General features: G+C 70.6%; 19 protein-coding genes and 1 pseudogene. 10 read left to right on the top strand and 10 right to left on the bottom strand.

The window, feature by feature from the left end; genetic code table 11:
* Positions 1-22: 22 nt before the first annotated feature.
* The gene (locus AB0E62_RS28995; RefSeq protein ID WP_362200057.1) at positions 23-1,078 is read left to right on the top strand and encodes an alpha/beta hydrolase-fold protein; all 1,056 of its coding nucleotides are present in this window, start codon (positions 23-25) and stop codon (positions 1,076-1,078) included.
* 173 nt (positions 1,079-1,251) lie between these two features.
* On the opposite strand, the gene AB0E62_RS28990 is transcribed toward AB0E62_RS28995, so the two are convergent.
* Both AB0E62_RS28990 and AB0E62_RS28985 read right to left on the bottom strand, forming a co-directional pair.
* A complete protein-coding gene (locus AB0E62_RS28990; protein ID WP_362200054.1) occupies positions 1,252-2,151 on the bottom strand; it encodes an aminoglycoside phosphotransferase family protein in 900 nt (299 codons plus the stop codon).
* Positions 2,152-2,369: 218 nt separating this feature from the next.
* Positions 2,370-3,107: a hypothetical protein gene (locus AB0E62_RS28985; protein WP_362200109.1), complete on the bottom strand. Its 738-nt coding sequence runs from the start codon at positions 3,105-3,107 to the stop codon at positions 2,370-2,372.
* On the opposite strand from AB0E62_RS28985, the gene AB0E62_RS28980 reads away from it, so the two are divergent.
* A complete protein-coding gene (locus AB0E62_RS28980) occupies positions 3,013-3,579 on the top strand; it encodes a transposase (RefSeq protein WP_362200100.1) in 567 nt (188 codons plus the stop codon). The genes AB0E62_RS28985 and AB0E62_RS28980 overlap by 95 nt on opposite strands.
* Positions 3,580-3,592: 13 nt before the next feature.
* Here the strand turns inward: AB0E62_RS28980 and AB0E62_RS28975 are convergent, their stop codons facing one another.
* Entirely contained in the window at positions 3,593-4,447 is an 855-nt protein-coding gene (locus tag AB0E62_RS28975; RefSeq protein ID WP_362200051.1) for a helix-turn-helix transcriptional regulator, read from the bottom strand.
* Positions 4,448-4,614: 167 nt separating this feature from the next.
* On the opposite strand from AB0E62_RS28975, the gene AB0E62_RS28970 reads away from it, so the two are divergent.
* The 4 genes from AB0E62_RS28970 (at position 4,615) to AB0E62_RS28955 (ending at position 8,430) form a co-directional block, all read left to right on the top strand.
* On the top strand, positions 4,615-5,376 hold the full coding sequence (locus AB0E62_RS28970) for an SDR family oxidoreductase (protein ID WP_362200097.1): 762 nt from the start codon (positions 4,615-4,617) through the stop codon (positions 5,374-5,376).
* Positions 5,377-5,425: 49 nt separating this feature from the next.
* Positions 5,426-6,181 (top strand): glucose 1-dehydrogenase, encoded by a 756-nt coding sequence (locus AB0E62_RS28965; protein ID WP_362200094.1) that lies wholly within the window; start codon positions 5,426-5,428, stop codon positions 6,179-6,181.
* Positions 6,182-6,361: 180 nt separating this feature from the next.
* Positions 6,362-7,171: an alpha/beta hydrolase gene (locus AB0E62_RS28960; RefSeq protein WP_362200048.1), complete on the top strand. Its 810-nt coding sequence runs from the start codon at positions 6,362-6,364 to the stop codon at positions 7,169-7,171.
* On the top strand, positions 7,171-8,430 hold the full coding sequence (locus AB0E62_RS28955) for a SpoIIE family protein phosphatase (protein ID WP_362200045.1): 1,260 nt from the start codon (positions 7,171-7,173) through the stop codon (positions 8,428-8,430). Before AB0E62_RS28960 ends, AB0E62_RS28955 begins: the two co-directional genes overlap by 1 nt.
* Here the strand turns inward: AB0E62_RS28955 and AB0E62_RS28950 are convergent.
* The 4 genes and pseudogenes from AB0E62_RS28950 to AB0E62_RS28935 all read right to left on the bottom strand — a co-directional run bounded on the left by AB0E62_RS28950 (position 8,324) and on the right by AB0E62_RS28935 (position 11,490).
* Positions 8,324-8,752 carry a LuxR C-terminal-related transcriptional regulator gene (locus tag AB0E62_RS28950; RefSeq protein WP_362200091.1) on the bottom strand — a complete coding sequence of 143 codons (429 nt, stop codon included), beginning with the start codon at positions 8,750-8,752 and terminating at the stop codon, positions 8,324-8,326. The genes AB0E62_RS28955 and AB0E62_RS28950 overlap by 107 nt on opposite strands.
* 208 nt (positions 8,753-8,960) lie before the next feature.
* Positions 8,961-9,143: pseudogene (locus AB0E62_RS28945) on the bottom strand (transposase); the annotation flags it as partial.
* Positions 9,144-9,283: 140 nt separating this feature from the next.
* On the bottom strand, positions 9,284-10,639 hold the full coding sequence (locus tag AB0E62_RS28940) for a cytochrome P450 (RefSeq protein WP_362200042.1): 1,356 nt from the start codon (positions 10,637-10,639) through the stop codon (positions 9,284-9,286).
* 341 nt (positions 10,640-10,980) lie between these two features.
* Positions 10,981-11,490, bottom strand: a complete 510-nt coding sequence (locus AB0E62_RS28935; RefSeq protein WP_362200039.1) for a profilin — start codon at positions 11,488-11,490, stop codon at positions 10,981-10,983.
* A gap of 571 nt (positions 11,491-12,061) precedes the next feature.
* Between AB0E62_RS28935 and AB0E62_RS28930 the strand changes: the two genes are divergently transcribed.
* Complete coding sequence (locus AB0E62_RS28930) at positions 12,062-12,286, top strand: hypothetical protein (RefSeq protein WP_362200036.1); 225 nt, start codon at positions 12,062-12,064, stop codon at positions 12,284-12,286.
* A gap of 6 nt (positions 12,287-12,292) precedes the next feature.
* Here the strand turns inward: AB0E62_RS28930 and AB0E62_RS28925 are convergent, their stop codons facing one another.
* The gene (locus AB0E62_RS28925) at positions 12,293-12,457 is read right to left on the bottom strand and encodes a hypothetical protein (protein ID WP_362200033.1); all 165 of its coding nucleotides are present in this window, start codon (positions 12,455-12,457) and stop codon (positions 12,293-12,295) included.
* Positions 12,458-12,707: 250 nt separating this feature from the next.
* Positions 12,708-13,163: a phospholipase gene (locus AB0E62_RS28920; RefSeq protein WP_362200031.1), complete on the bottom strand. Its 456-nt coding sequence runs from the start codon at positions 13,161-13,163 to the stop codon at positions 12,708-12,710.
* A 132-nt stretch (positions 13,164-13,295) separates the two neighbouring features.
* Here AB0E62_RS28920 and AB0E62_RS28915 point away from each other — a divergent pair, with 132 nt between their 5' ends.
* A complete protein-coding gene (locus tag AB0E62_RS28915) occupies positions 13,296-13,541 on the top strand; it encodes a LuxR C-terminal-related transcriptional regulator (protein WP_362200089.1) in 246 nt (81 codons plus the stop codon).
* 41 nt (positions 13,542-13,582) lie between these two features.
* On the opposite strand, the gene AB0E62_RS28910 is transcribed toward AB0E62_RS28915, so the two are convergent.
* Positions 13,583-14,068, bottom strand: a complete 486-nt coding sequence (locus AB0E62_RS28910) for a DUF3515 family protein (RefSeq protein ID WP_362200029.1) — start codon at positions 14,066-14,068, stop codon at positions 13,583-13,585.
* Positions 14,069-14,375: 307 nt separating this feature from the next.
* Between AB0E62_RS28910 and AB0E62_RS28905 the strand changes: the two genes are divergently transcribed.
* On the top strand, positions 14,376-14,852 hold the full coding sequence (locus AB0E62_RS28905; RefSeq protein ID WP_362200027.1) for a hypothetical protein: 477 nt from the start codon (positions 14,376-14,378) through the stop codon (positions 14,850-14,852).
* A 198-nt stretch (positions 14,853-15,050) separates the two neighbouring features.
* Positions 15,051-15,464, top strand: a complete 414-nt coding sequence (locus tag AB0E62_RS28900; protein ID WP_362200024.1) for a TlpA disulfide reductase family protein — start codon at positions 15,051-15,053, stop codon at positions 15,462-15,464.
* The last annotated feature ends 289 nt before the right edge of the window (positions 15,465-15,753 follow it).

Here is a 15,753-nt window from a genome sequence, read left to right as displayed (position 1 = left end):
CCGTATGTCAAGGAGCCACCTCATGAGTCCAAGACCCTCCGCACACCGCGCGCCGTTCGCGGGTACGCGCGACCGCCTGGCCTCGCTGGGCGCGGCGGCCACGCTGGTGACCGTGACCGCGCTGGGAACGGTGACAGCCCCGGCCGTCCTGGGTACGGTGCCCGCCGCGGCCGCCGAACAGTCGACGGCCACCGACGGTGCGCGGATCATCGCCACCCAGCAGCTCGATGACCGCACCCTCGATCTCACCATCGAGTCCCCGGCCGTGGGCGGGCAGGTCAAGACGCGGCTCATCCTGCCCGCCGGCTGGTCGAGCGACGCCACCCGCACCTGGCCGGTGCTCTACCTGCTGCACGGCGGCCACGACGACTACACCTCCTGGACCCGGGAGACCGACGTCGAGCAGTTCCTCGCCGACAAGGACGTGCTCACCGTGATGCCCGACGCGGGTCCGACCGGGCTGCCCACCAAGTGGTGGAACTTCGGTCAGCCGGGCGCCGACTACGAGACGTTCCAGAACGTCGAGTTGACGCGGTTGCTCCGGGACGGCTACCGGGCCGGCACCGCACGTGCGATCGCCGGGGTCTCCACCGGCGGCTACGGCGCGATGGCCATGGCCGCCCGCTACCCCGGCACGTTCGGCGCGGCGGCTTCCTACAGCGGCGTTCTGAACACCACCGACCTCGGCACCGCGCGGCTGATCGGCACGATCCTGATGCGAGAGGGCGTGTACCCGGACACCCTGTGGGGGAACCTGCTGTTCAACCTCGCCAACTGGACCGCCCGCAACCCCACCGACCAGGCCGGCCGACTGCGCGGGACCCAGTTGTACGTCTCCCAGGGCAGGGGGAGCGGCATCTTCTCCGAGGACCCGGAGGGCGGCATCCTCGAAGGCTCCTTGTGGGACCAGGCACACACCTTCACCCGCACGCTCACCGGCCTCGGCATCCCCGTGACCGCGCACTACTACGACGGCGGGGTACACGGCTGGTCCAACTGGCAGCAGGAGTTCAAGGACTCGTGGCCGGTGCTGGCCAAGGGCCTCGGACTGACGACCGGTCCGGCCTCCGGCCAGTAGGGACTGCGCCGGGTGCCGGTACCCCGGCGATGGCGCGTCCCCGGCCCTCGCCGCTCCACAGGCCGGCTCCTTCTTCCCTGTGGGGAGCGGCGGGCCGGCATCCGCGAAGTGTTCCTCGAACTCGCTTGGTGCCTGATCACCCACCGGCGGCTTCGTCCATTGTGTCGCCGTTGTCAGCCGATGAGGGCTTGGGTGATCTGCCGGGTCGTCTGCGCGGCGACCCGGGGGTCGACGGCGGCGTAGGAGGTGTAGGCGTTCAGGCCGGTGGCCAGGGCCCAGCCGCGGCCCCGCGTCCAGGTGGCGTCGTCCACGCCGAGCGCATCACGGAAGGCGGCTCGGCTGTTCGCCGACATCAAGGTGAAGGCGATCATCAGGTCGCAGGCCGGGTCGCCGATGCCGAGCCCGCCGAAGTCGATGACGGCGCTGAGGCGGCCGTCGGTCGTCAGCAGGTTGCCGGTGTGGAAGTCGCCGTGGAACCACACCGGAGAGCGGTCCCATCCGGGCGCGCTCAGTGCCGCGTTCCACAGCTCCGTCACCGCTGTTGTGTCGAACACGCCGTCGACCTCGGCGATGGCGGCCCGCGTCGCGCCGTCCCAGTCGGACAACGGGCGGCCGGTGAGGTCTTCCCCGGTGTTTCCGGCGGGGATGTCCTCGGGTGCGAACCGCTGCAAGGCGGCCAGGAACCGAGCCAGTTCGACCGCGGCACCGGAGGAGTCGCCCAGTGCGTCGACGGTCGCCACCTCGCCGTCCAGCCAGCGGGACACCGCCCACGGCCACGGATAACCGAAGTCGGGTTCGCCCACTCCCACCGGTACCGGGACGGCCAGGGGCAGGTGCGGGGCGAGTCGGGGCAGCCACCGCGATTCCTTCCTGGCCTGCCCGATGGCTCCGACATGGCGCGGCAGCCGCACGGACAGCTCCTCCCCCAGCCGGTAGATCACATGATCGGAGCCGGCGGGGCTGAGAAGCTCCAGGGACAGCCCCGCCCACTGCGGGAACTGAGTGTCGACCAGGCGCCTCACCAGTGCCTCATCGATCTGGGGGCGTGTGTCTGCGGTTCTCGCAGCTACCATGAACAGCTCCCGTGTCCGGCCCGCTCCGCGCGACGGGCAGTCGCAGCCATCACAGTGGTTCGCAGCCGCGTCTGTCGACCGATTTTGCTACGCACGGCAACCGTTTCGGGCCGGCTCCGGTTCCCAAGGCGGAGCGCGGCCGTGTGCGAGGGCGATCGACCCGACCTGCGCGGCGGCGGAGCGCTGACACCACGGTGCGCTTTCCCAGTGGTAGGGGGTCATCCCCTCACTCCCTCGCGCTTGCGCATCCACCGCCTGCACCACCGCCACCACAGGCGCCGACGTGCCCGCAAGAACCCCAGTGCCCCAGCGTGCCGAGCCCGGCGGCGGACGCGTCGCCGAAAGCCGGGTCCCCGGCCCTCCAGGTCTCGGGCGTGACCAACTCCCTGTCCGGCTCCGGCGCGGCGGACAGTCCGCCGAGGGCCACCACGCCCACAGGAGTGACGGCGAGGGCCGCCAAGGCGTCCGCCGCGCAGGATGCCGAGCGTCGACTGGGCGCGGTACGGCACCCGGGCCTGGGCCGGCTTGACGAGCGTGGCGGTGACGGCGGCGCCGACCGACAGGACCGCGCCGGCCCACCAGCGATCAGCGGTACCGGTGGTGCGTTCCACCGCCGGCACGGGCGCGAGGGCCGCCGACCACCACGGCAGACGCCGGGCACGATACTGCCCGCGCCGCAGGACTGGGCGGATCAGCAGGCCCTGCGCCTGCAGGCGGTCCCCGACGGACCGTACCTCGCGGCTCGCAGCGGCCCGGGCGACCGGCTTGCCCACCCGTTCGCTGCGGGAGATGCCCGCCGCCTCGATGAGCGCCTGCTCGACACCGGCCGCCGGGCCGGCCGCGCACGCGCCGTCGGGGACGATGACCGTGCCGTCCTCCGCCTCGGCCAGCCGGCCCTGCCCCTGGGGCCGTGTCCACGTGGACTCGCAGTCGGTGCGGGCGGACGCGACGGTCAAGAACGTCTGCCGCGGCTTCTACGGCGGAAAGAAAGCCAACGGACGCAAGGGGCATCTGATCGTGGACTCCCTGGGCCTGCTGCTGGGCGTGCTGGTCGCCCCGGCCTCGATGCCGGACCGGGACGCCGCCCGCACGATGCTTGCCGGCATCCGGGATCATGTCCCCAGGCTGGGGCGCATGGGGACCGGCGGCGGCTCCCGCACAGAGTCGGCCGGGGCTCGTGGATGGTGCCCCAGCCGGTGCCCACGACCGCGCTCCACCGTTCGCCGGGCGACTCGGCACCGCAGCCGGCGCAGACGGGACGGCGGGCCTCACGGCGGCTGCCTTGGTCGCCGCCTGCTCCCGGGCCGCCCGCCGCACCCGTTCTGGGTACTCCTCCTCCCGGGCCCTGGCCGCTTCGCGGGCGCGGGCCTGGGCCACCGCAGGGCGGGGACGGCCGATCGGTTCCCGCAGGGTCCGCAGGGCAGGTGACCGCCGGTTCCGGTCAGGGCGAATTCTGGCGACGTGCCTCGCGGCGGCTGCGGGTGGTGTGCAGGGAGCCGAGCAGGTCCAGCGCCTGGGCACTGGGGCCGCCCGGTTCGGCGTGGTAGATGACGAGCTGCTGGCCGGGCGCGTCGCGTACGTCGAAGGCTTGGTAGGTGAGGGTGAGGGGCCCGACGTCCGGGTGGTGGAGGTGTTTGGCGTCCTGGGTCTTGCCGCGCACGGTGTGGCTGTCCCATCGGCGGGCGAACAGGGTGCTGTGCTCGGTGAGGGTCCGGACCAGCTCGCGCAGCCGCGGAGCGTCCGGGTCGAAACCCGTCGCGTGGCGGAGGTTGGCGACGGTGGCCTGGGCTGCGCGGTCCCAGTCGGTGTAGAAGTGCCGGCCTGCGGGGTCGAGGAACGTCATGCGGGCCAGGTTGTCCGGTGGGTCGAAGGGGGCGAAGAGGGCGTCGGCCAGGGCGTTGGTGGCGAGGATGTCCAGGGTCCGGTCCAGGACGAACGCGGGGGTGTTCGGGTAGCCGTCCATCAGCTGGCGCAGTGCGGGACTGACCCGTCCGGATGTGTGCGCGGCGAGGCGGCCGCCGGGTGCGGTCCCGGCGAGCCGGTACAGGTGCGCGCGGGTGTCCTCGTCGAGCCGGAGCGCCCGCGCGAGGGCGTCGAGCACCTGGGGTGACGGGTTGCGTTCGCGTCCCTGTTCCAGGCGGGTGTAGTAGTCCGCGTTCACTCCGGCCAGGACGGCGACCTCCTCGCGGCGCAGTCCGGTGACCCTGCGGGTCCCGTAGCTCGCCATGTCGACGTCCTCCGGCCGCAGGCCCGCGCGGCGTGCACGCAGGAAGTCGCCCAAGTGGTTGTCGGTCACTTGTTCAGGTTAGGCACGGATCCGGGTGCGCTGCCTGGGCGTACCGCACCCAGGCAGCGCATGCCCTGGTCGACGGCTGCTGACCTGCCCATTCTCGGTGGAGAGCAACGGGCGCGGGATGCCCGCTGATCGAGGAGTACCGAGGAGAGGAGCCGTTCGTGGCCGACATGGACGACAGTGACCGGCAGGATGCCGAGTTCGCCGGGAAGGTGGCCCTTGTCACAGGGGGTGCGCGAGGGGTGGGCAGGGAGACGGTGGCGCTGCTGAGCGCCCGTGGCGCCCAGGTCGTCGCCGTCGACCTGCGCCCCGAGACCGAGGAGTTGCCGGAGGAGTTTCCCGGTGTCCTGGCCGTGACCGGGGACGTGACGCGGGAGGAGACCGCCGTCGGGGCCGTGCGCGGGGCGGTCGACGCGTTCGGGGGGCTGGACATCCTGGTGAACAACGCCGGGCGCACCGTGAACAAGCCCGTCACCGACACCACCGCCGAGGACTGGGACGCGGTGATGGCGGTCAATGCCCGCGGCTCGTTCTTCTTCGCCCGCGAGGCCTTCGGGGCCATGCGGGCCGGCGGTGGCGGGGCCATCGTCAGCACCGGCTCCTACGCGGGCACCGTCGGGCTGCCCCAGGGCGCCGCCTACAGCGCGTCCAAGGGCGCTCTGGCCCAGTTGACGAAGGTGCTCGCTGTCGAGGGCGGGCCCCTGGGCATCCGCGCCAACCTCGTTGCCGCGGGCGTCATCGAGTCCGACTTCCTCGACACCTTCCGCTCCGACAGCCGCGCCTACCTCGCCTCCTTCGCCGACGCACAGCCCCTGGGCCGGGTGGCGCAGCCGGCCGAGATCGCCGAGGTGCTGTGCTTCCTCGCCTCCCCGCGCTCCAGCTTCGTCACCGGAGCCATGGTCGCCGCCGACGGCGGCTTCACCGCGCTCTGAACCGGCACACGGGCACCGAACACACCACATGAGGAATCGAGGGATGACCATGACGGGACGCCTGGCAGGAAAGACAGCGCTGATCACAGGCGCGACGGGCGGCATCGGACAGGCCACCGCGGAGCTGTTCGCCCGCCAAGGAGCACATCTGGTGCTCACCGATGTCTCCGCCGACGCCACGGCGGACCTTGCGGTCCGGCTGGGATGCGCCGGGGGCGAAGCACTGGGCATCGGCCTGGACGTTTCGTCGCCGCAGCAGTGGAGCGACGCCATCGCCCAGGTCGAGCGACGGTTCGGCGGGCTGGATGTGCTGGTGAACATCGCCGGAATCGTGGACTGGGCCGGCGTCGAGGAAACCGATCCGCACGCGTGGCACCGGGTGATCGCGGTCAACCAGACCGGCACCTGGCTGGGCATGAAGACCGCCATGCCGCTGCTGCGCGCCAGCGGCAATGCCTCGGTGATCAACACCTCGTCTGTCCTGGGGCTGATCGGCAGCGGGGGTGCGGCCGCCTACCACGCGTCCAAGGGGGCAGTGCGCCTGCTGACCAAGACCGCCGCCGTGGAGTACGCCACTCAGGGCGTGCGCGTGAACTCCGTGCACCCGGGAGTCATCGCCACCCCCATGATCCAGGAGGTCCTCCACCAGGAGGGAGACCAGCAGCCCGACATCGTGCGGACCCCGATGCGACGCGCCGGCCGCCCCGGGGAAATCGCCCCCATGATCCTTTTCCTGGCCAGTGACGAGTCCTCGTACGTCACGGGGGCGGAGTTCGTCGTCGACGGCGGGCTCACCGCGCACTGACCCGTCGGCCGCGCGGGGGTTCCAGCCCGGCCCGCACGGTGTCGCGGGTACAGGGCGCGCGGCTGTCCCGCAGGCTCCCGGTACCGATGGGATGCCCGGCGCGGGCACTGCGGTTACCGGACGTTGCTGGGTGCGTCGCTCGCCGGTTCCCGGCATCCTGGGTCTGCGAGGATGAAACGTATGGACGTGCGCAGCAGAAACCAGGTGCGGGTGTCCGGACGGCCGGGCGCGCCGGTGGTGATGCTGGCGCACGGGTTCGGATGCGACCAGAATCTGTGGCGTCTGGTGGTACCGGCGCTGGAGCGTGAATTCACAGTGGTGCTCTTCGACCATGTGGGAGCAGGCCGCTCGGACCTGTCGGCGTGGAGCGAGGACCGCTACTCCAGCATGGACGGCTATGTGGACGACGTGCTGGAGATCTGCCGGGAACTGGACCTCGGTCCGGTGACGTTCGTGGGCCACTCGGTCAGCGCGATGATGGGCGTGCTGGCCGCAGCGCGACACCCCGAGTACTTCGCGGGGCTGGTGTTGCTCGCTCCCTCTCCCTGCTTCATCGACGATCCCGCGGCCGGGTACCGCGGCGGGTTCAGTGCCGAGGACATCGAGGAACTGCTGGAGTCCTTGGACGCGAACTATCTGGGCTGGTCGGGGGCGATGGCGCCGGTCATCATGGGCAACCCCGAGCGTCCGGAACTGGGGCAGGAGCTGACCAACAGCTTCTGCGCCACCGACCCGGAGATCGCCCGGGTCTTCGCCCGTGTGACGTTCCTGTCCGACAACCGCACCGACCTGGCGCAGGTGGCGGTGCCCACCCTCGTCGCCCAGTGCTCCAGCGACGCGATCGCCCCACCAGAGGTCGGTGCCTTCGTCCAGGCCCAGATCGAGGGCAGCCGGCTCATCACCCTGAACGCCACCGGGCACTGCCCCCAGCTCAGCGCCCCCGAGGAGACCGCCCAGGCGATCGCCGCGTTCGCGAGGACACTGCGATGATGTGCCGGTCCGACGGTGACCAGGGCTCCGGCCGGGATCCAGACGAGCCCCCGGACGATGACCAGGCTTTCTCCGCTCTGCTGGAGGACAGCGTCGAGGACCTGTACGAGAACGCCCCGTGCGGCTATCTGTCCACCCTGCTGGACGGGCAGATCGTCAAGGTCAACACCACTCTGCTGAACTGGCTGGGCTACAGGCGCACGGACCTGGTCGGCCGAAGGAAGTTCTGCGACCTCCTCACCGTCGGTGGGCGGCTTTATCACGAGACGCACTTCGCGCCGCTCCTGCGCATGCAGGGCGAGATCAGCGGTATCGCGCTCGAGCTGAGAGCGGCCGACGGCAGCCGACTGCCGGTCCTGGTGACCGCCACCGTCAAGAGCGGCAGCGACGGGCAGCCACTGCTGATCCGCACCACCGTCTTCGACGCCCGTGACCGCCGCACCTACGAGCAGGAGCTGCTGCGCACCCGCCAGGAGGCCGAGCGCGAACGCGAACGCCTCCAGCAGCTGGCCACCACCCTGCAGAAGACGCTCCTGCCGCCGGCACTGGAGAACGTTCCCGGCCTGGACGTGGCCGCGCACTACCACATCGCCTCGATCGACGAGGTCGGCGGCGACTTCTACGACCTCTTCCCCCTCGCAGCCGGTACCTGGGGACTGTTCCTCGGCGACGTGTGCGGCAAGGGCGCCGAGGCGGCGGCCGTCACCTCCCTGGCCCGCTACACCCTGCGCGCCGCCGCCGTCTACGACCCCGACCCGGCCGCGGTCCTCAGCAACCTCAACACCGTCCTCAACCACGAGTACAACGGCACCGACCCCCGGTTCTGCACCGTCATCTTCGGCCTGCTCACCCCAGACGGCGACCAGGGCGGCTTCCGTATCAGCCTCGCCAGCGGCGGCCACCCCCCGGCCCTGCTGCTCCGCGCGGACGGCACCGCCGAGTACCTGCCCACCCCCGGCGGCCAGCTCATCGGCGTCCTGCCCGACGCCTACATCGCCACCACCACCTTCCGCCTCGATCCCGGTGACACCCTCCTCCTGCACACCGACGGCCTCACCGAGGCCCACACCGCCGTCCCCGGCGAACGCTACGGCGATGAAGCCCTCCTCGACTTCGTCCGGGCCCTGGCCCCCACCACCGCCCAGGGCACCATCACAGCCGTCCGCGATCTCCTCGACACGCTCGGCACCGGCGTGGACGACGACACCGCCGTCCTGGCCGTCCACGTGCCCCGCGCCGGTCGAGAAGACCGACGGTGAGCAAGATGATCACCCACACCGGGAGCACCCCTCTGGTCCCGTCGTCGAGGTGACCGGAGCCCCCGGCCACTACGGCGCACCCGAGATCCACCGCCTCCCGCCCGGGCTGGACAACGGCCGGGGCCGACAACTCGTCGTCGAGCACAGCGGCCCCACCTTCTGCGACTCCAGCGACATCACCGTCCATCTCGCGGTCCGCGACCACGCGTCGGTCCGGACGCGGCCCGGCGAGTACGCGGCTGACGTGCGTGTTGACGGTGCCCTCGGTCAGGTGGAGGCGTTGGGCGATCTCCGTGCCGGACAAGCCCCGGGCGATGAGCACCAGCACTTCGTGCTCGCGCCCGGTCAGCAGGCTCAGGCTGTCCGCCGACGGGATGCGCCCGGGCGCCGTCTCGACATAGCGATCGAGGAGCCGACGGGTCACGCTCGGTCCCGTGACCGCGTCACCGCGAGCGACGGCGCGGACGGCCGCGAGCAGGTCGGGGCGAGGGTGTCCTTGAGCAGCAACCCATCGTCTCGTCCTCGCCGTCGATAGCCCGCAGCGTGTGCGGCATCGCGCGGGCCACGTCCGCGATGATGAACGCGTCCTTCGCGTCCGTCTTCGCCTCGCCGGGGTAGAGATCGGCTGTCCGCCGCATCGTCAGGCCGGACAGGTAGGCCACGGGACAGCCCATGCCCCGGGCCACGGCCAGCGGCAGGGCGCCGATCGCGGGCAGGGCCGCGCCGGCCACGAGGTTGCCGACGTCCGGGCACTGCTCGGCGAGCCGGGTCACGGCGTCGGGAATCGATCGACCGCAACGCATGACGCTGTAGAGAGCGGCGGCGTGGAGAGCGGTCCTACGGAACCAATGGGTCACGGCCGGCGGGGGCAGCCTGGCTCGCGCTCGGCCAGGCGCAGGGTCAGACCGTGTGGTTCCAGGTGCAGCCGGGGGCGGGGGCGCACGGAGCCGGGGCAGGGCTGCAGGCGCCAGGACCGGGTGATGCAGGCGAGGGAGAGGGTCAGGTCCATGAAGGCGAGTTCGTAGCCGATGCATTTGGAGGCCCCCGCTCCAAAGGGCAGCCAGCCGGTGGTCCGGTGCGGATCGCGTCCGTCCCACCTGCGCGGATCGAAATTCTCCGGGTCGGGGAACAGGTCGGCGCGGTGGTGCAGGGCGTAAGGGCTCAGCAGTACCTGGGAACCGGCAGGGATGCGCCGGGTGGCGATGATGGTGTCTGTGACGGCAACGCGCGGAAAGATCCAACTGGGGGCGCGCCTGCGGAGGATCTCGGCGACGACGCTTCGGGTACGGGGCAGTCGCTCCATCACCTCGGCCGCCGGGCGTCCTTCTTGGAGCAGGGCGACGGACTGGGCCTCATGTGCCACCTCGGCGTCCAGGTCGCTGTCCTGGGAGAGCTGGTGCAGGGCCCAGGCGTGGCCGACGGCTGTTGCGGTCACTCCTCCGAGGAGCACCGTCATGGCCGTGTCGCGGACCTCTTGGTCGTTGAGCCGGTCGCTGTCGCCGGCGGTGGTGAACATGGACATGAGGTCGCCATGGTCCCTCCCGTCCTGGCGGTAGGCAGCGATCTCGTCGTCCAGGAAACGCAGCAGCCGGGCTTCGCTCCGGCGGTAGCGGTGGTTGCGTGGGGTAGGCAGGCGGTTGAGGCCGGGGGAGATCATCCGCAGGATGGTCTGGTGTTCGACGAAGTCGGTGACGGCCTGTCGCAGGCCGGCGATCTCCGGGCCGGGTTCCCGGCGGGAGAACATCGTGGCGAGAGTGGAGCGGGTGGCCAGTGACCGCATCTGCGGCAGCACGTCGAGTGCCTGTCCGTGGCGCCAGGGCGAGGTGAAGGCGTCGACCTGCGTGTGGATGGTGTGGGCGTAGCCGGTCATCCGGTCCGACCGGAACGCCGGCTGGGCCAGGAGGCGGAGCCGCTTGTGCTGGGACATCGGGCAGGTGGCCATGCCGTCGCCGACGATGGAGCGCATGTTCTCGTAGAACGTGCCGCCCTTGTCGAAGGCGTGGTCAGGGTTCATGAGCACCTGCTGGGCCGCTTCGGCGGAACACACCACGTAGGTCGGCGTCCGGCCGAAGCGGACCTCGACGACGTCGCCGGTCCGTGGAAGTGACTCCAGCAGCCCCAGCGGATCGGTGAGCAGCGGCTTGAGGTGTCCGAGCAGCGGCAGCCCGCCCGGTGCCCTGGGCGGCCTGTCGGTGTTCTTCTGCAGCACGAGGCTTCCTTTCACGATCGGGGCCATGACGGCGGTGGCTGGTGACGTGGCGGTGGCACGGGGCCGGTACGGAAACGTGGCCACCCCGAGGGGCGCCGGACAACGGACCCTTGGAGCATGTCCACGCCTGCTCGCGCAGGAACGTGCACAACCGCCGCGAGCGCTCGCCCCTGGGCGCCAACCCGGGACCGGCACGGAAGTTGGAGGGCATAGTGGACCAGGTGGTCGGACAGTCGCGTGGGACCGTCGGCCCTGGTCCGTTTCCGTCTGTCCGCTGATCGGACTGCTGTACGACCGGAACCTGGCCAGGCGCATCGAAGGGAAGGTGCGCCCCGGTGGGCTCACTCGTCTTGATCGATGAGGAAGTCGGCCAACTTGTCGACGGTCACCGCTACGGGTCCCGGGCTCTGCTGCTCGTCGTAGTAGCCGGTGATGACGACCTTGTTCGTCTTGGCCAGAGCGACGCCGGTGGCGCCCTCCTGGCCTTGGATCAGGCGCTCGTCGGCCCTGATCGCCGAGTACCTCACGCCGTTGACGGGAATGCGGGAGGCGAACGCGAAGGAGGGGTTCGTGAACAGTGCCACGATCCCCTGTCCCTCGCCGGCCTGCAGCTCATGGCCGCTGCCGTGGGCCAGGTTCTCCCCGGTGTCGGCGCTGATGACGACCGCGTGCCGGAGTCGCTCGTACCCACAAACTGTTCGTCCACATAGCTCTGCCAGGACATGACGTCTCCTCTTCGGAAGATCCGCACGGGCCCGCCGGTCGCGGACCGTCGCCAGGCAGCCTTTCGCGCCGGCGCCGTCCTCCAACGCAGGGCACCGCCCTTTGGCCGGAAGCAGACGGCCTATCACCCGGGCGAATGAACAGTGCCTTCACTTTCCGGCCACTCGGCGAAGGTGTCCTGAGCGGGGCCATGCGGGTACGGACCTGGGGTGCGCCACCGAGACCGTGCGGCGGTCCGGGACTTCGTCCTTCGGCACTGACAGGCGGATGCGACGCGCGGTGGAGTGGGCGGGGTCGCCGGCGAGCGCACTGGCGAGCTCCGCCGCCACCTTGATGCCGTGGCGGATCCGGCGGGGTCCGGAGGTGAGCAGGTCAGCGGTCTTCCCGTAGCGCGCGGTGGCGAGGGAGTCCAGTTCAGGTGCCGCAACGGATCTCCGGTCTCCCTCGCCTCATCTCACGTACGCACGCAGGAAGCCTTCGGTGTCAGTCGTCCAGGAGGACAGGCAGATGAGCGACAACCGCCGCTTCTCCCGCAGCCGATGCGGTTTCACCTGCTGGACCTGCTCGATCGACAGCCCAGTCACGGTTACGGATTGCTCACCAAGCTGAGCGAGCGGCTCACCGGCAGCTCCCCCGGTGCCGACCGGCCGGGCCAACAGACCGCCGCGCAGAGCCCGGGCGGCGGCTCCGGCGGCTCCGGTGGAAACCCTGAGCGACTCCGTCCGAAGCGCGGTCGAGGAGATCGTCGGCGACTTCCGGAAGCAATTCGGATCCGCGAGGGAACGGCCGGCACTCGACGACCTCACCGCAGCCGCGCAGAAGTTGCTCCAGGCCGAGTCCACCCCGGACGACGTGCTGTGGGAGGGCGCGCGGCTCCTCGACGAGGTGACGGCCCAACTGGGCCCGGGCGGCTCCGTCGGCTGACCGGGCTCAGGCTTTCCGCCTCTGGTCGCCCGCCGCGAACGACAGGATCGACGCCACCATGGACGCCATCGGAATGAGGGTGGCCTCGATGGACTGACGCCAGTCGTCCTCCGACTCCTCGGACCGGTTGCCGGCCTCCGTGAGCCGGTCCGCACTCACGGTGGGGACCACGCCGGAGCTCCGTCGCCCCTTCCGCGCACCCGGACCCATGCCTTCTGAACGCAGACTCACCACGCCTCCCAACACGCCGTAGCTCCCGTGCACGGACACTGTTCCGGGTGAACCTGGACGGCCTCTGGAGGCTGAGTGGTCGTTCGCCCGAGGGCGGGTCGACGAACGTTCACGCTCCTGGCCCTTCGTACGCCGCGTACTGCGGGCCGAGCCGTGGCACGGGACGGCGGCGGGCCCGCTGTCGGCGGGGTCAGCTGCCGAGCTTGTCGACCGCCTGGTAGTAGGTCCAGGCGGTGGCGTCGCAGGAGGACTTCTTCAGCCCGCTGTAGGTGGCGCACACCCGCTTGAGGTCGGCGTACAGGGCGTCGTCCAGGCGGGACTTGTTGGCGTCGAAGGTGCCGGCCGCGTGGTAGTTGCGGTAGCCGAAGTCGTGGCGGGCGCAGGCGGAGGCGAAGGGGAAGCCGAAGGGGTTGTCCGGGGAGGTCGTGCAGTAGTCGGTGGACCAGTCGAAGCCGTAGGCGCTCCAGGCGCCCCGGTCGGCGCGTGCCGCGGAGAACGCGGTGTAGCTGGAGGCGCTGGTCTGGGTCCAGCTGCTCAGGACGGCGGCCTTGTCGGCGGGCGCGGCGTGAACGGTGGCGGCGGGCAGCAGGGCCGCGGCCACCGCGAAGGCGGCGGTGACCAGGGGGGCGGCGAGTCGGCGGCGCATGGGCTCTCCTCCGTGGGCGGACGGCCCGGCGGGTCCCACCGGGCCGTCCGCCAGCGTCCGCGCCGCTCCTATGCCGGACGCATGCGGCAGCTATATCCGGGGGCCACGGGCGTGAGTGGTTGAGGTGCTGGAATTCCTGTTCCGTCGACAGGTGTCGGCAATCGTGAACTGTCGAGGGAGCTGGGCATCGCCGAACGCACGGTGAAGGCACACATCTTGAACATCGTGGCGAAGCTGGGGCAGCAGACGCGAACACAGGTCGCGATCGTCTCCGCCTTGGCCCACAACGCGCTGTCCGACGAGCCGTCATCCTCCCGGCACCTCGCTCCGGCCTCGGGCCGAGGGCAGAAGCAGAAGCAGAAGCCGACGTTCGCGTAAGCAGCCGGGCCCGCACGTCTTGCGAGCGGGCCCGGCACGCGTCACTGGGCAGCCAAGCACCGGCCGGTCTGCCGGATTCCCTCCACCAGAGGGGACAGCTCCAGGATCGCCTCGTCCGTCCGCACTCCCTGTACGCGGATGGCGACTTGCGTGGCCGGCGTTCGGCCGAACGTCACGATGACCTTGCGATCCGGGGTCGACTGCCGCTCGTCGAGGATCCAGTCGACCCCGTTCGCCTCGAAACACGGGTCCGTCGTCGCCGTCGGGCTCGCGACACCGCAGCGCAGGATCACATCCTGGTCGCCCCACACCACTACGCCGTCGAGTCCGACAGACCGGCGTTCCTTGCCCGCCAGCCGTCCTGGCACCTTCCCGGTGAGTTTCCGGCAGTGCGCGTCTCCCGCCTGCGCGGCAGCCGTCAGTCCCCGTGCTGGATCGTCCAGCAGGTGAGCCGTCACCCCGCCTCCCACGGCCAGGACCACGATGCCTGCGACGGCACCAAGAGCGAGGCGGCGTGAGAGCTTCATGGTGGGAAGTCGACCCCCTGTGAGCACAGCGATACGAGGGCCACCGTAGGGCACCGCATCAGACGACTCCGCACCGGGTACGACCAGCTTCCCCCGAGGGCAATGCCTTATCAGACACCTCCCCAACGGACGTAGCAGACATGATAGTTCGCGTTTACGTTCGATGCTCGCCATGTCACTCAAGCGGGGAGGACCCCTGCGTGGAGCAGCCGGATCACCGCTGCTCGAGGGTGGGCGGCTGCCGGCACGACAAGGGTGGGATGATGTCAGCGCCACCGGCTCCGACCAGGGGCCTGAAAGGAGCGCCATGATGTTCACTCCCTGGCGCAGCGCACTCGCCTACGCTGCCTGGGTCACGCTGATCTCGTGGCTCACCGGGACTGTGGTGCTGGCCGGCTATTCGCTCGCGTTCGACGACAAGCTCGGCCCCACCGGGCCCGAGCCGCTCACATGGTGCAGGGACCAGGCCGTCTTCCTTGTCACCTGCACCGCAGTGCTCACCTTGGGTCGCAGTCTGCTCTCTCCGCTGCCACGCTGGAGGACGGTCCTCATCGACGGCACCGTCTACATGCTGGTTCTCGGCGTCGCCAACGCAGCGCCCTACGGAGCGGTCAATCCGGGGGAACTCCTGGACGCCGCCGCGATGCATTCGTTTTTCGCGCTTTTCACGCTCCAGCTGCCGACCGCCTGGGGCATGTCCGCCGTGCGCTCGGGCAAGCTCGACGCCGTCCTGAAGAAGCGCTACGCCCTCGACGGCAATGAGCGGGCGATCCCGAACCCGTGAGCACGTTTCCGGAACCTCCCGCCCCATATTCCCCGTGGCAGTCCGCAACAGGGTGACATCCTCATCATCATGAACATCGCAAAAACTGTCGGCCTTGTCCTGGCCCTGCTGATGGCATCCGGTTGCGCGGGACCCGAACTGGACGATGGTCAAGCACCCCGCTTACAGGAGACGTTCGCTCCGGCCCACCGCCAGAAAATGCCCGACCTGGCGGGGACCGCGATCGACGGTCGCCCGATCGCCGTACACGACTACCGAGGCAACGTGCTCGTCGTGAACGCGTGGGCGTCCTGGTGCGGCCCCTGCCGCGCCGAAGCTCGTGACCTCTCCGCCGTGCACACCACCCTCCGCACGCGCGGCGTACGCGTCATGGGCGTCGACACCGATGCGTCGAGGGCAGCCGGAGCGGCCTTCGCCCGCGAGCATCACGTCACCTACCGCAGTCTCCACGACCCGAAGATCGTCCAGCTCCTGCGCATCCCCAAGGGCCTGGTCAACCCGCAGGGCTACCCCTACACCTTCGTCGTCGACCGGCAGGGCCGGATCGCGGCTGCCCGGATGGGCCAGATCAGCCGGGCCGAACTGGACGCTCTGGTCGAGCCGCTGCTCTGATCGCAGGACAGGACCGACCTCTGCCGCCGGCAGCGGTGCGGTCGCGCCACTTGAGGATCGTGTCGAAGGCAGCCCCCGTTCGGTGACGTGCAGGCCCCGGCTCGATCAGTTCCTCCGGGACTCCCGGCATGTGAGAGGGGTTCGACCGGGACGAGTCAGCCAGGCCCGGCGCCCCTGCTGTTCCACCGGGTCAAGCTGCGCCCACCCCCACCCGGCCGCCTTTCCGTGTACACCCGCGAGGGCCCCGGCCCGTGTGCCGGACGAGCATGATCGTACTCACCGGGATTTC

It is taken from the genome of Streptomyces sp. NPDC038707 (assembly GCF_040636485.1).
In the GTDB taxonomy this organism is placed as follows: domain Bacteria; phylum Actinomycetota; class Actinomycetes; order Streptomycetales; family Streptomycetaceae; genus Streptomyces.
Note: the sequence above shows the minus strand (reverse complement) of the source record. Positions and strands in the feature narration are given on the sequence as shown.